Below are 13638 nucleotides of genomic sequence, written 5' to 3' on the forward strand. Positions count from 1 at the left end.
GCAGGTTGGCCTATGTTTATCCGAGAGCGTCGGGTCAAAAAAGTGCCTTGTTGTTAAAAATAGACCACCGCCGCAATCTGCGAGGACACTGCCATGCATATATTACTGACAGGCGGCACCGGGTTGATTGGCCGGCACCTGTGCCGCTACTGGCTTGGCCAGGGACATCGGCTGACGGTGTGGAGCCGCCGACCTGAGCAGGTGCCGACGATCTGCGGGGCGGGCGTGCGTGGCATCGCCCGCCTGGAGCAACTGGAGCCGGGCGATCAGCTCGATGCGGTGGTCAACCTGGCCGGTGCACCGATCGCCGACCGCCCCTGGACGGCGACTCGGCGCAACCTGCTGTGGGCCAGCCGTATCGCCCTCACCGAACAATTGCTGAGCTGGCTGGGCAGCCGTGAGCAGCGCCCGGAAGTGCTGATTTCCGGTTCGGCGGTGGGCTGGTACGGGGACGGCGGCGAACGCGAGCTGAGCGAGGCTTCACCCCCGGTGCGAGAGGATTTCGCCAGCCAGTTGTGCATTGCCTGGGAAGAAACCGCGCTGCGCTCGCAGGCCCAGGGCATCCGCGTGGTGCTGGTGCGGACCGGGTTGGTGCTGGCCAGCGATGGCGGCTTTTTGTCGCGCCTGCGCCTGCCCTTCAAGCTGGGACTGGGCGGGCCCCTGGGCCACGGGCGGCAATGGATGCCCTGGATCCATATAGACGACCAGGTCGCCCTGATTGATTTTCTCTTGCAGCACAAGGACGCCAGCGGTCCCTATAATGCCTGCGCCCCAGAGCCAGTGCGCAACCGCGAGTTCGCCAGGCGCCTGGGCCGCACCTTGCATCGCCCGGCGCTGCTGCCGGTGCCGGCAGTGCTGCTCAAGGCCCTTCTGGGCGAACTGTCGATCCTCCTGCTCGGCGGCCAGCGTGCGCGCCCGGCACGCTTGCTGGCGGCAGGCTTTACCTTCCGCTTCAACGATCTGCAATCGGCCCTGGACAACCTGTCCAGCCAACTTTGACATAGGACGCTGCATGACCGATCACGCTCTGCTGCTGGTCAACCTGGGTTCCCCTGCCTCCACTTCGGTGGCCGATGTGCGCCGCTACCTCGACCAGTTCCTCATGGACCCGTATGTGGTCGACCTGCCCTGGCCGCTGCGGCGCCTGCTGGTGTCGCTGATTCTGATCAAGCGACCGGAGCAGTCGGCGCATGCCTATGGCTCGATCTGGTGGGACGAGGGCTCGCCGCTGGTGGTGCTGACCCGGCGCCTGCAGGCGGCGATGGTTGCACACTGGCCCCACGGCCCGGTGGAAATCGCCATGCGCTACGGCCAGCCGGCCTTGCCTGAGGTGCTGGAACGGCTTGCCCGACAAGGCGTGCGCAAGGTGACCCTGGCGCCGCTTTACCCACAGTTCGCCGACAGCACGGTGACCACCGTGGTAGAGCAGGCCAGGCGGACCATCGAAGAGCAGCAGTTAGCGCTGCAGATGCGCGTGCTGCAACCGTTCTACCAACACCCGGCGTACATCGAGGCGCTGGCCGCCAGCGCCCGTCCTTACCTGGAACAGCCGTATGACCACGTACTGCTCAGCTTCCATGGCCTGCCGGAGCGGCACCTGAAGAAGCTGTTCCCCAAAGGCACCCGGCACGACCTGCGGGCTGCCGATTGTTGCCATGATGCGTCCGCCGAGGTACGGGCGGTTTGCTACCGTGGGCAGTGCCTGGCCACGGCCAAGGCGTTTGCGCAGAAAATGGGCATCGCCGAGGGTAAGTGGTCGGTATCGTTCCAGTCGCGGCTGGGCCGGGACAAGTGGATCGAGCCCTACACCGAGACGCGGCTGGATGAGTTGGCCAAGGCTGGGGTGAAGAAGTTGCTGGTGATGTGCCCGGCATTCGTCGCCGATTGCATCGAGACGCTGGAAGAAATCGGCATGCGTGGCAGCGAGCAGTTTGTCGAGGCGGGTGGGCAGGAGCTGGTGCTGGTGCCGTGCCTGAATGACCACCCGGAGTGGGCGAGGGTGCTGGCTGGTATGTGCGAAAAGGCTTGAACAGCTGGGGCTGCAAGGCAGCCCCAGGACTTCAAGGCATCTGGTCATCCAGTTTCTTGTGCTTCCAACCATCATTGCCCGGTAGGATCAGGTTCAGGGCGATCGCCACGATGGCGCACAGGGCAATGCCTTTCAGGCCCCAGTCATCCGGGCCATCGCCGCTGCCGATGAGCACGCCGCCGATACCGAACACCAGGGTGACCGAAACGATCACCAGGTTGCGCGCTTCGGCCAGGTCGATCTTGTGGCGGATCATGGTGTTCATGCCCACCGCTGCGATCGAGCCGAACAGCAGGCACAGGATGCCGCCCATCACCGGCACCGGGATGCTCTGCAGCAGCGCGCCGAACTTGCCGATGAAGGCCAGGGTGATGGCAAAGATCGCCGCCCAGGTCATGATCTTCGGGTTGTAGTTCTTGGTCAGCATCACCGCGCCGGTCACTTCGGCGTAGGTGGTGTTGGGCGGGCCACCGAACAGGCCGGCTGCGGTGGTGGCCAGGCCGTCGCCGAGCAGGGTGCGGTGCAGGCCGGGTTTCTTCAGGTAGTCACGGCCGGTCACGCTGCCGACGGCGATTACCCCACCGATGTGCTCGATCGCCGGTGCCAGGGCAACCGGGACGATGAACAGGATGGCCTGCCAGTTGAACGCCGGCGCGGTGAAGTTGGGCAGTTCCAGCCACGGTGCGGCGGCGATTTTGGCCGTGTCGACCACGCCAAAGGCGAACGACAGGGCAAAGCCGACCAGCACGCCGGCAATGATCGGCACCAGGCGGAAGATGCCTTTGCCGAACACGGCGACGATCAGTGTGGTCAGCAGGGCGGGCATGGAGATCATCATCGCCGTCTTGTACGGCAGCAGCACGCTGCCGTCCCCGGCCTTGCCCATGGCCATGTTCGCCGCGATCGGTGCCATGGCCAGGCCGATGGAAATGATCACCGGGCCGATCACTACCGGTGGCAGCATGCGGTCGATGAAACCGGTGCCTTTGATTTTTACCATCAGGCCCATGAAGGTGTAGACGAAGCCTGCGGCCATCACCCCGCCCATGGTCTCGGCCAGGCCGAACTGGCCCTTGGCGAGGATGATCGGGGTGATGAAGGCAAAGCTCGAGGCCAGGAACACCGGTACCTGGCGGCCGGTGACCAGCTGGAACAGCAGGGTACCGATGCCGGCGGTGAACAGCGCGACGTTCGGGTCGAGGCCGGTGATCAGTGGCATCAGCACCAGCGCGCCGAATGCCACGAAGAGCATCTGCGCGCCCGAAACGACCTGGCGCCAGAGCGGGTCGTTGAAGCCGTCCTGCATGGTCAGGCGTCCTTTTGCTTGGTGCCGAAGATCTTGTCACCGGCATCGCCCAGGCCAGGCACGATATAGCCGTGCTCGTTCAGGCGCTGGTCGATCGACGCGGTGTAGATTTGCACGTCCGGGTGGGCCTTTTCCACCACTTCGATGCCTTCCGGCGCGGCCACCAGGACCATGGCCCGGATTTCCTTGCAGCCCGCCTTCTTCAGCAGGTCGATGGTGGCGACCATCGAGCCGCCGGTGGCCAGCATCGGGTCGATGATCAGGGCCAGGCGCTGGTTGATGTCCGGTGCGAGCTTTTCCAGGTAGGTGTGGGCTTCGAGCGTTTCTTCGTTGCGGGCAACGCCGACCGCGCTGACCTTGGCCCCGGGGATCAGGCTGAGCACCCCGTCGAGCATGCCGATGCCGGCGCGCAGGATCGGCACCACGGTAATCTTCTTGCCAGCGATCTTTTCAACCTGCACCTTGCCGCACCAGCCGTCGATCTCGTAGGTTTCCAGCGGCAGGTCCTGGGTCGCTTCGTAGGTCAGGAGCGCGCCGACTTCCTGGGCGAGTTCGCGAAAATTCTTGGTGCTGATATCGGCACGGCGCATCAGGCCGAGCTTGTGGCGGATCAGCGGATGGCGGATCTCACGAGTGGGCATAGGGGGCTCCGAAAGGCGGGCAAAAAAACCGGGCTAGATTAATCTATTCAGCCTGTGCTGTCGTCTGGTCATTTTGGACGTTAGTCCATAAATGCTTGATCTGTGACGAGCGGATGCGTACCTTTGCCCGCTTTTCCAAATTGCCACCCGGAGAGCGCCATGTCCGCCGATCTCGAGCATATCCGTCAAGTCATGCGTGAAGCTGACTGCCTGTACACCGAAGCCGAAGTCGAAGCGGCCATCGCCAAAGTCGGCGAGCAGATCTGCAAGGACCTGCACGACAAGAATCCGGTGGTGTTCTGCGTAATGAACGGCGGCCTGATCTTTTCCGGCAAATTGCTGACCCACCTGCAGTTCCCGCTGGAGGCCAGCTACCTGCACGCCACCCGCTACCGCAACCAGACCAGCGGCGGCGAGTTGTTCTGGAAGGCCAAGCCGGAAGTGTCGTTCATCGACCGTGACGTGCTGATCGTCGACGACATTCTCGATGAAGGCCATACCCTCAGCGCCATCATCGAGTTCTGCAAGCATGCCGGCGCGCGCTCGGTGCACACTGCAGTGCTGATCGACAAGGACCACGACCGCAAGGCCAGCCCGGACCTCAAGGCCGACTACGTGGGCCTGCCCTGCGTCGACCGCTACATCTTCGGCTACGGCATGGACTACAAAGGCTACTGGCGCAACGCCAACGGCATCTTCGCCGTCAAGGGGCTGTAACCATGCGCCAGCCTGCGTTCATCGACCAAGCGTTGTTCGCCGGGCTGGCCGCGCAGGCTGCCGCCAACCCGCGCGGGCGCCAGCACCATAATTTCCACGAGATGGAAGAACCCTGCCACCGCATGGCAGTCGGCCTGCAACCGGGTACCTACATCCCGCCGCACCGCCACCTCAGCGCCGACAAGGCGGAAACGCTGCTTGCCCTCAAGGGGCGCTTCGGCCTGCTGTTGTTCGATGAGCAGGGTGCGGTGACCGGCAAGCGGATATTGCAGGCTGGCGGCGACTGCCTGGGCGTGGACCTGGCGCCTGGCACCTACCACGGGTTGGTGGTACTGGAGCCGGACAGCATCCTGTTCGAGTGCAAGGCCGGGCCGTACCGGCCGGTGGGCGAGGGCGAGCACGCGCACTGGGCGCCGCGCGAAGGTGACGAGGGCGTTGCCGAGTACCAGGCCTGGATGCTTGCGCAGTTCGATTGATGCCAGGCCGGCGTACTCAGCTGTAGGAGCGGCCTTGTGTCGCGATGGGCCGCAAAGCGGCCCCGACCCTGTTGGTGGCGAAGCTTCAATCGAGGAGCTGCGGCGCAGCCCGATCGCGACACAAGGCCGCTCCTACAAGAGGCTGTGCACGCCGTGCTAGAGTGCCCCTTCATACAAGGAGCCTCACATGCGTGCGATTCTTCCCCTCCTGCTGGCGGTCAGCCTGCCACTCGCCGCCGCACCGCTGCACAGCCAGTTCCTGCCACCTGACGACCAGTCCTTGCGCCAGGAAGCGCCGACCGGCCAGCAATTGCTGCAAGTAACCGATTATTCGGTGGTCGTCGGGGCCCAGCGCCAGTCCGACCAGCAGCCGATCCCGATCACTTCATCATTGCAGGTGCGCCTCAAGGGCAAGCCACTGAGCAAGGGCGCCACCATTACCCAGGTGCTGCTGACCTTCGACGGGGAAGCGGCCAAGAGCCTGAAAAAGCCTGTGTATGACGAGAAGACTCGCACCCTGAGCCTGAATTACCCGGTCAGCGACTACCGGGTAATCATGGACCTGCTGCGCAACGAAACGCTGTATGTACAGTTCCTCACCTACGGTAACGGCCATATCTGGGCCGACCTGCACACCGGCACTGTACGTACGCGTTGAGGCGCGCGGCCTGCGGGGGGTACACTGCCGGCCTTCGAAATCCCGTGATGGTCCAGTTGGAGTCGGCAATGCGTAAAGACAAGAAACAGGTAATCGGCGACGAGATCAGCGACGACTACATCAAGACGTTCCTGCAATTCGAGCCTGCCGACGGGGTGACCTCGCCGTCGCTGCACAAGCTGGTCAAGGCCTACCGCGGCCTGCGCGTCGACGACTTCGCACGCTTTGTCGGCTTCTTCGTCGAAGCGGGCCTGGACCTGGATGGCAAGGACGAGCATGGCAAGACCTTCGTCGAGCTGATTGCCGACCAGCGCAATGCGGCGGAGTACATCGAGATCATCGCCAACGCCCGTGGTTGATCGTTAGCCTGCACCGGTCTCTTCGCGGGCGCGCCCGCTGCCACAGGGATAGTACAGAGCCTGAGGGTGGCGCCGAACCTGTGGGAGCGGGCATGCCCGCGAAGAGGCCGGCACAGGTTGGTGAGTATCCAGGCACAAAAAAACGCCCCGAGGGGCGTTTTTTCGTTACCGGTCCGATCAGGCGTAATGCTTGGCCGCCGGGCTGCTTTCCACCAGGTCCAGCGCCGCGTCGTTGTCGGCACTGATCTTGTGGTACAGGGCAGCGTCGGTCGCCAGGGTCTTCTCGCGAGCCGGGAAGATTTCCTTGAGCTTGGCAGCCCAGGCACCCTTGGCCTGCTCGGGGAAGCAGCGCTCGATCAGTTCCAGCATGATCGACACGGTCACCGAAGCACCCGGCGATGCGCCGAGCAGTGCGGCCAGGCTGCCGTCCTGGGCCGAGACCAGCTCGGTACCAAACTGCAGCACACCGCCTTTCTTCGGGTCTTTCTTGATGATCTGCACGCGCTGGCCAGCCACTTCCAGGCGCCAGTCCTCGGCCTTGGCCTGCGGGTAGAAGCGACGCAGGGCTTCCAGGCGCTGTTCCATCGACTGCATCACTTCACTGACCAGGTACTTGGTCAGGTCCATGTTGTCGCGGGCCACGGCCAGCATCGGGCCGATGTTGCCCATGCGCACCGACAGCGGCAGGTCCATCAGCGAACCGTGCTTGAGGAACTTGGTGGTGAAGCCGGCGTATGGCCCGAACAGCAGCGATTTCTTGCCGTCGACCACGCGGGTGTCCAGGTGCGGTACCGACATCGGCGGGGCGCCGACCGCAGCCTGGCTGTAGACCTTGGCCTGGTGCTGCTTGACGATTTCCGGGTTGTCGCAACGCAGCCACTGGCCGCTGACCGGGAAGCCACCGAAGCCTTTGCTTTCCGGAATGCCAGACAGCTGCAGCAGCGGCAGGGCCGCGCCACCGGCACCGAGGAAGACGAAGCGGGCGTCCACTTCGCGGCTGCCGCCGCTGTTGACGTCCTTGATGCTCACGGTCCAGCCGCTGCCGTTACGGCGCAGGCCAACGACCTTCTTGCTGTACTTGACCTGTGCATGCTCGGCGTCGCCCAGCAGCTTGAGCAGCTTGTTGGTCAGTGCGCCGAAGTTGACGTCGGTGCCCTTGAGTACGCGGGTGGCGGCGATGCGCTGGTCGGCCGGGCGGCCTGGCATCATCAGCGGCATCCACTCCTTCATCAGCGCCTTGTCTTCGGTGTATTCCATCTCGGCGAAGGCGTGGTGCTGCTTGAGCAGCTCGAAGCGCTTCTTGAGGAAGGCAATACCCTTGTCACCCTCGACGTAGCTCAGGTGTGGGACAGGGTTGATGAAGGCACGCGCCGAGCCGAAGTTGCCCTTCTTGCTCAGGTAGGCCCAGAACTGGCGCGAGACCTCGAACTGGGTGTTGATGTGCACGGCCTTCTTGATGTCGATGCTGCCATCGGCGGCCTGCGGCGTGTAGTTAAGCTCGCACAGGCCGGCGTGGCCGGTACCTGCGTTGTTCCAGGGGTTGGAGCTTTCCGCGGCTCCGGAGTCCATCGCCTCGACGACCTCGAGTTTCAGGGTCGGGTCGAGCTCCTTGAGCAGTACGGCCAGGGTGGCACTCATGATGCCCGCGCCTACCAGTACCACATCAACCGATTCGTTCTGCGCCATTTAACGCGTCTCCACAATCTACAGCTACCTAATTGACAGCATAGGACCTGGGGTCGCCAGGATCGCCATGTCCGACTTATCGCAGTTCTTGCAACTTCCGCGGGCACCGCCAATCAGTCTTCGGGTTCGCTATTGAACGCCGTTTGCCACGGGTGCGGCAATTCGACTTATGGTCAAGGTGTCGTGCGTGCGTTATGGAACGGCTCAGATACTCATCCGCGATGAGCGCATTTGCCGCCTGTTCAGGGCTGTTCGGGACACATCTGCCGCTTTTGCACATGCCAGACTGTTCATTTGCTCGCCACACTCTTGTGAAGTTGTGAAAACCGTTTTTTCACGCTCTTTTGGAGACGTGAACCTCAAAAGGGGACTGCGCGATGGCAACCCGCAGGTTCATGCAGTGTGAAGGGCCGGAAAGCAGGCACGACAGCCGATGCAAGACCTGAGTGGAAGGCTCTCTGTGGGCGAAGCGGTGAAGTTGCCGGGGTCAAGCGGCGATGCGGGGCCCGATCAGGAGACGTCCTTATAATCGGGGGGAGATTATAGCGATGTCGCGCGCAGAAATGTCGCCATTCGTGGTTTTTATTGCAGCGTTTGTCAGGCCGTGAGGATGCGCTGGTGCCAGCGGCGGCTTGCGCGTGCGCAAACCCGGGCGCTGGCGGGCAGCTCGCGGCCCAGCCAGGCGAGCTGGATTTCCCCGACCCGGACCCAGCCGCTGCCGCTGGGGGCCTGGCTGCATTGCTTGAAGGCCAGGCATTTGCCGTCGGCGTCGAGGCGGGCATAGGCGTTGTGGCGCGGGCGTCGGAAGAGCAGGGTCCAGAGCGAGGCCATGGCAGCAGGTCCTGTGCGTTGGGGCTTGGCGCAAGGATAAGGGCGCGGCGATGAAACCATTGTGACAACCGGGCCAGGCCGATGACTGGTCGATGTGTCGCTGGGTATACTGTGGGCCTTCGCCGCATTTTCTGGAGTAACGCGCATGTTGCAACGTCTGTTGTTCGGTTTGATCGCCGTGGCCAGCCTCAGCCTGGTTGGTTGTGCCCACAGCCCGCAACAACTCAACCCGCAACCCACGCTCAAGGCCCAGCTCGCCCCGGTCGGCCATGGCCAGCCGGTGGTGGTCCGGGTGGTTGACGGCCGGGCGTCGCAGTCCCTGGGCACTCGTGGTGGCATGTACCCCGAAACCAGCACCATCAGCGTCAGCGGTAACGACATCGTGCCCAAGCTGCAGGCCCAGGCCGAAGCCGCCGTGCGTCTGCTCGGCTTCACCCCGACGCCCAACGCCTATAACGCGCCGCAGCTGACCGTGACCCTGGCCGAACTGAAGTACCAGTCGCCGAAAGACAACCTGTACGTCACCGAGGCGACCATCGGCGCTACCTTCCGTGCCGACGTCGCCAACGGCGGCCGTACCTACAGTGGCCGTTACGGCGCCTCGCTGGACCAGCGTTTCGGCATGGCGCCGAACCAGGAAACCAACAACCAGTTGGTAGGTGATGTGCTGAGCGATGCCCTGACCCGCCTGTTCAAGGACCCGAGCATCGGCCAGGTGCTGGGGCAGTAAGCCTTCAGCCGCACGAAGAAAACCCGCTGCCTGGTTTCAGGTAGCGGGTTTTTTGTTATCTGGACTTTTTGCCGGCGCGCCCGCGAACAGGCCGGCGCAGGGTTACGCAGCTTCTATCTGGAAATCCAGCACGCTGAGGCCGGTATGGGGATCGATATCCGGCAGGCTTTCATGCGCGTGCCCGCCCAATGCGCAATACACCAGCCATTGGCGGTCCTGCACGTTGATGGCAAAACCATCGATCAGCGCCTGCTGGTCATCGCTCTGGGCGACCAGATAGAGGCGGTCCTGGTTTTCGGCATGCAGCATGAACAAGCTCCGGGTCATGGAAAGGCCGACAGGGTGGCCTGTTCAGATGACGAGCTCATGACAGATGAAATTTAATGACACTTTGTCGCCCGGGCCGGGCGTCAGGGCTTGACTTGGGTAGAATGCGGGCCTTTGCCGTCGCTCACACCGAGGTTGCGTGATGTCCTTGCAAGTGCTCTGGGGGTTCCTGGCCGCCCATCCGACCAAGCTGATCAATCTGCTGGCGCTGTTGCTGACCTGCCCGGGCGGGTTGCTGCTGCACAGTGCACGGCGCCGCGAGGCGGAAACCCGCCAGATGCTGGCGCTGGAGGATGTGCTGGTCGACGCGTTCGACCTGCGGGTACCGCGATACTTCTACATTCTGGGTTTTTCGTGCCTGGCGATGGCGTTGCTGCTGTCCTGGCTCAGTACCTGGGTCTGATTTCGACACCGCCTTGCGCCCGTCGCAGGCAAGCTCGGCCCCTGTGGCAGCTGGCTTGCCTGCGATGGGCTGCAAAGCAGCCCCGGCGTTCCTTCAGGCGACCGATGCCTGCTGCCTGACCTGATACTGGTTACGCACCGGCGTTGCATATTGCAGCACCAGATACGGCCGCTGCTCCTCAGGGCAGGCCTCCAGGCGGCGTTGCCATTCCTCCCTGGCCCGGGCCAGCTCATCAGCCGGGAATACCTTTTCCGCACTCGGCACCTGCAAGGACTCATCCTTGCCGTCCCACATCGCATACGCCAGGTAATGGACCGGGAACAGCCGGTAGCCACCGAGGATCTGACGGTCGATTTCGGCAGCCAGTTGCTTGGTGTCCTCGTAGTACTCGGTCACCGGTGGGGCGAAGTTGATATGTACCCGGCCCTTGTAGCCGGTAATGCCCTTGGCAATGCTGTTGTCGTCCTCGCCCGGCGCCTTCTTGTAGGTGCCGGTGGTAGCGCGGATGTACAGCTCGCGGGCCTTGGCCTGGTCGCATGGGTCGTATTCGTAGCTGATCGACACCGGCGTCAGGTTCAGGCTCTGGATCACCGCGCCGAACGCTTCGTCCTTGCGGCTCATGTGGAACATCTTGAGGATCGCCGAATCGGTGCGATCGTCACCATCCTTGGCGCGGCCTTCGGCCTGGGCGATCCAGATCGAGGTAACGTCGTTGCGGATCGAGTGGTTGATGTACGCCGAAAGCAGCTGGTAGGCGGCCAGCTTCTCGCGCCGCCCACTGATCGAGCGGTGCACGATGAAGCTCTTGTTCAGGCGCATCATGTCGCTGACAAAGGGTTTTTGCAGCAGGTTGTCACCGATGGCGATGCGCGGCGTGGGCAGGCCGGCGTGGTACACCGCATAGTTGACGAAGGCCGGGTCCATGACGATGTCACGGTGGTTGGCCAGGAACAGGTAGGCCGTGCCGGCCTTGAGCTGCTCGACGCCAGAATAGGTAACGCCGTCGGTGGCGCGATCGATGGTCTGGTCGACGTAGTACTCGACTTTGTCCTGCAAGGTCGAGACACAGGTAACGCCGGCGAATTCCTTGCGCAGGCGGCGGGCGATCAGCGGCTTGAGCAACCAGCCCAGGGCGCCGGCGGCACGCGGGAAGCGGAAGTGGGTGAGGATATCGAGGAATGCCGGGTCGCTGAGTAGGCGTGCCAGAACGGCAGGGACCTCAGCGTCGTCGTACGGTCGGATGGCATCGAATTCGCCCATCATGCTCTCTTGTTGGAAACGGCTAGGGTAATAAGGTAGGGACGGGCTCCGAAAAACGGCTCGGACGCACGCAGGCCCTGTAAACAGACCGGCAATTATACGCATAAGTCACTGCGGAGACCGCGATGCTGGAAACCGACTTCTACGATTGCCCTTATTGTGGCGAACGGGTGGAAACTACCGTCGATCTGTCTGCTGGCGACCAGGTCTATACCGAGGATTGCCAGGTATGTTGCCAGCCTGTGGTGTGCATTCTGCAGGTGCATGGTGACGAATGGCTGCTCGAAGTCCGCCGTGAGGATGACACCTGATGCAGCGCATCTACGAACCGGAAAGCCTGCTCGAGGCGGAAATGCTGGCGGGTATGCTTGCCAGCGAAGGGGTCGTGGTACACGTGGTTGGCCGTGACCTGGTCGGTGCTGCCGGCGAGCTGCCGCTGCAAGGCCTGCTGGGGCTGGCCGTGGCTGATGAGCAGGCCGAATACGCACGACAGCTGATCGATGCGTACAATGACGCCCAGCCACTGGTTGGCGACGAACCGGAGAGTTTCCCCGGTACCTTGATCTGTTAGGTTCTGAATTCGCCCATGTGTGGACGTTACGCGCTGTTTCGCTGGCCCCAGGCGCTGGTCTGCCTACCGGGCTTTCCTGCCGGGCAACCGGCCCAATGGAACATCTCGCCCGGGGCTTCGGTGCTGATCCAGCGCCAGTTGGACGGCCATTTGCAACTGGCCAAGGCGCGCTGGGGGCTGACCCCGGCCTGGCTCACCGACCTGTCCCGCACCCCAGCCCATGCCCGCGCCGAGACCCTGGCCGAACAGCCGATGTTTCGTGATGCGTTCCGCCAGCGGCGTTGCCTGATGCCGGCCAACGGTTTCTACGAATGGCGTGGCAGTGTGCGCAAGCGCCCGTATTGGTTGACCCCAGGGGAGGGCGCATCGCTATACTTCGCCGCCGTGTGGGAGGCCTACCCCGTGCAGGACCAGGTGTGGCTGAGTTGTGCGGTGGTAACCCAGGCGGCGATGAACCAGCGCCGGCCGCTGATCCTGGACGAAGCAGGGCAGGCGGCCTGGCTTGACCCGGACACGCCACTGACGCGCCTGCACGAGCTGCTGGCCAGCCCGTCGGCACAGTTGCGTGAACGGGCGTTGGCCAACTTTGTCAATGACCCGAAGCTGGACGCCCCGGAGTGCCTGACCCCGGCCTGATGGCCGGTGTGCACCCGAGGTTGTCTGGCTTCAGTGTGAAATCTTATCTACGGCTATGGCGGCCCACGGGCCAGTCAGCCTAGGATACGGCGCATGTAGTAAAGGGAGTGTTTTCATGCGTAAGTCTTTTGTCGTCAGCCTGTTGAGTGCTGGCATCCTGCTAGCTGGCTGCCAGGCGGTGAATACCACCAGCGGCGGTGCTGTCGGCGTCGAACGCCAGCAATACATGTTCAGCATGCTATCGGCCGACGAGGTCAACCAGATGTACGCCCAGTCGTACCAGCAGACCCTCGGCGAGGCGTCCAGCAAAGGCGTGCTCGACAAGTCCAGCAGCGATGCCAAGCGCGTGCAGGCCATCGCCGACCGCCTGATCGCCCAGGCCCCCAAGTTCCGCCCGGATGCCGCGCAGTGGGACTGGCAGGTCAACGTGATCAAGAGCGACGAGCTCAACGCCAACTGCGGCCCGGGTGGCAAGATCATCGTCTATACCGGGCTGATCGACCAGCTCAAGCTCACCGATGCGGAAATCGCCGCGGTGGTCGGCCACGAGATCGCCCACGCCTTGCGTGAGCACAGCCGCGAGGCGATGTCCAAGGCGTATGGCGTGGAAATGGCCCGCCAGGGTGCCGGTGCCATCTTCGGCCTGGGCCAGAGCAGCATGGCCCTGGCCGACACGGTGGTGAACTATGCCATGACCCTGCCCAACAGCCGGGCCAACGAGAACGAGGCCGACCTGATTGGCCTGGAACTCTCGGCACGTGCCGGTTACGACCCGAATGCCGCGATCACCCTGTGGAACAAGATGACCAAGGCTTCCGAAGGTGCACCGCCCGAGTTCATGAGCACCCACCCGGCGTCGTCGAGCCGTATCGCTTCGTTGCAGGCGGCGATTCCGAAGGTGATGCCGCTGTATCAGGCGGCCAAGAAGTAATTGCTGGTCATGGGGCCGCTTCGCGGCCCTGTCGCGACACAAGGCCGCTCGTACAGCAGGCGCGTACTGCTTGTAGG

At 63.4% G+C, this 13638-nt stretch carries 18 protein-coding genes; 12 read left to right on the forward strand and 6 right to left on the reverse strand.

All coding sequences use genetic code 11. The features are described from left to right. Nucleotides 1-93 precede the first annotated feature (93 nt). A complete protein-coding gene (locus HG549_RS04055) occupies nucleotides 94-999 on the forward strand; it encodes a TIGR01777 family oxidoreductase (protein WP_170028262.1) in 906 nt (301 codons plus the stop codon). A 13-nt stretch (nucleotides 1000-1012) separates the two neighbouring features. Continuing rightward, nucleotides 1013-2029, forward strand: coding sequence for a ferrochelatase (hemH, locus tag HG549_RS04060; RefSeq protein WP_170028263.1), 1017 nt, complete (start codon nucleotides 1013-1015; stop codon nucleotides 2027-2029). A gap of 31 nt (nucleotides 2030-2060) precedes the next feature. Here the strand turns inward: hemH and HG549_RS04065 are convergent, their stop codons facing one another. Together HG549_RS04065 and upp are read right to left on the reverse strand one after the other, a co-directional pair. Next, entirely contained in the window at nucleotides 2061-3335 is a 1275-nt protein-coding gene (locus tag HG549_RS04065; RefSeq protein WP_170028264.1) for a uracil-xanthine permease family protein, read from the reverse strand. A 2-nt stretch (nucleotides 3336-3337) separates the two neighbouring features. After that, a complete protein-coding gene (gene upp, locus HG549_RS04070) occupies nucleotides 3338-3976 on the reverse strand; it encodes a uracil phosphoribosyltransferase (protein ID WP_011532223.1) in 639 nt (212 codons plus the stop codon). Nucleotides 3977-4135: 159 nt separating this feature from the next. Between upp and HG549_RS04075 the strand changes: the two genes are divergently transcribed. The 4 genes from HG549_RS04075 (at nucleotide 4136) to HG549_RS04090 (ending at nucleotide 6186) form a co-directional block, all read left to right on the forward strand. Continuing rightward, nucleotides 4136-4693 carry a hypoxanthine-guanine phosphoribosyltransferase gene (locus HG549_RS04075; protein ID WP_170028265.1) on the forward strand — a complete coding sequence of 186 codons (558 nt, stop codon included), beginning with the start codon at nucleotides 4136-4138 and terminating at the stop codon, nucleotides 4691-4693. A 2-nt stretch (nucleotides 4694-4695) separates the two neighbouring features. After that, complete coding sequence (locus tag HG549_RS04080; RefSeq protein ID WP_170028266.1) at nucleotides 4696-5169, forward strand: WbuC family cupin fold metalloprotein; 474 nt, start codon at nucleotides 4696-4698, stop codon at nucleotides 5167-5169. A gap of 187 nt (nucleotides 5170-5356) precedes the next feature. Beyond that, nucleotides 5357-5827, forward strand: a complete 471-nt coding sequence (locus HG549_RS04085; protein WP_170028267.1) for a hypothetical protein — start codon at nucleotides 5357-5359, stop codon at nucleotides 5825-5827. A 68-nt stretch (nucleotides 5828-5895) separates the two neighbouring features. Continuing rightward, nucleotides 5896-6186, forward strand: coding sequence for a PA4642 family protein (locus tag HG549_RS04090; RefSeq protein WP_170028268.1), 291 nt, complete (start codon nucleotides 5896-5898; stop codon nucleotides 6184-6186). Nucleotides 6187-6363: 177 nt separating this feature from the next. Here the strand turns inward: HG549_RS04090 and mqo are convergent, their stop codons facing one another. Both mqo and HG549_RS04100 read right to left on the reverse strand, forming a co-directional pair. Further along, nucleotides 6364-7872, reverse strand: coding sequence for a malate dehydrogenase (quinone) (mqo, locus tag HG549_RS04095; protein WP_170028269.1), 1509 nt, complete (start codon nucleotides 7870-7872; stop codon nucleotides 6364-6366). Between the two features lie 597 nt (nucleotides 7873-8469). Further along, nucleotides 8470-8703, reverse strand: a complete 234-nt coding sequence (locus HG549_RS04100; protein ID WP_170028270.1) for a hypothetical protein — start codon at nucleotides 8701-8703, stop codon at nucleotides 8470-8472. 145 nt (nucleotides 8704-8848) lie between these two features. On the opposite strand from HG549_RS04100, the gene HG549_RS04105 reads away from it, so the two are divergent. Next, nucleotides 8849-9433 carry a YajG family lipoprotein gene (locus tag HG549_RS04105; protein ID WP_170028271.1) on the forward strand — a complete coding sequence of 195 codons (585 nt, stop codon included), beginning with the start codon at nucleotides 8849-8851 and terminating at the stop codon, nucleotides 9431-9433. Between the two features lie 102 nt (nucleotides 9434-9535). On the opposite strand, the gene HG549_RS04110 is transcribed toward HG549_RS04105, so the two are convergent. Then, nucleotides 9536-9742 carry a hypothetical protein gene (locus tag HG549_RS04110; RefSeq protein ID WP_170028272.1) on the reverse strand — a complete coding sequence of 69 codons (207 nt, stop codon included), beginning with the start codon at nucleotides 9740-9742 and terminating at the stop codon, nucleotides 9536-9538. Nucleotides 9743-9902: 160 nt separating this feature from the next. On the opposite strand from HG549_RS04110, the gene HG549_RS04115 reads away from it, so the two are divergent. Then, entirely contained in the window at nucleotides 9903-10163 is a 261-nt protein-coding gene (locus HG549_RS04115; RefSeq protein WP_170028273.1) for a hypothetical protein, read from the forward strand. Nucleotides 10164-10256: 93 nt separating this feature from the next. Here the strand turns inward: HG549_RS04115 and HG549_RS04120 are convergent, their stop codons facing one another. Then, on the reverse strand, nucleotides 10257-11426 hold the full coding sequence (locus HG549_RS04120; RefSeq protein ID WP_170028274.1) for a 1-acyl-sn-glycerol-3-phosphate acyltransferase: 1170 nt from the start codon (nucleotides 11424-11426) through the stop codon (nucleotides 10257-10259). 122 nt (nucleotides 11427-11548) lie between these two features. Between HG549_RS04120 and HG549_RS04125 the strand changes: the two genes are divergently transcribed. The 4 genes from HG549_RS04125 (at nucleotide 11549) to HG549_RS04140 (ending at nucleotide 13561) form a co-directional block, all read left to right on the forward strand. Then, a complete protein-coding gene (locus HG549_RS04125) occupies nucleotides 11549-11734 on the forward strand; it encodes a CPXCG motif-containing cysteine-rich protein (RefSeq protein WP_170028275.1) in 186 nt (61 codons plus the stop codon). After that, nucleotides 11734-11994, forward strand: a complete 261-nt coding sequence (locus HG549_RS04130) for a putative signal transducing protein (protein ID WP_170028276.1) — start codon at nucleotides 11734-11736, stop codon at nucleotides 11992-11994. Before HG549_RS04125 ends, HG549_RS04130 begins: the two co-directional genes overlap by 1 nt. A 15-nt stretch (nucleotides 11995-12009) precedes the next feature. Then, nucleotides 12010-12630: an SOS response-associated peptidase gene (locus HG549_RS04135; protein ID WP_170028277.1), complete on the forward strand. Its 621-nt coding sequence runs from the start codon at nucleotides 12010-12012 to the stop codon at nucleotides 12628-12630. A 115-nt stretch (nucleotides 12631-12745) separates the two neighbouring features. Next, entirely contained in the window at nucleotides 12746-13561 is an 816-nt protein-coding gene (locus HG549_RS04140) for a M48 family metallopeptidase (RefSeq protein ID WP_170028278.1), read from the forward strand. Nucleotides 13562-13638: the final 77 nt, after the last annotated feature.

Source organism: Pseudomonas sp. SK (assembly GCF_012975065.1).
GTDB classification, from domain to species: domain Bacteria; phylum Pseudomonadota; class Gammaproteobacteria; order Pseudomonadales; family Pseudomonadaceae; genus Aquipseudomonas; species Aquipseudomonas anuradhapurensis.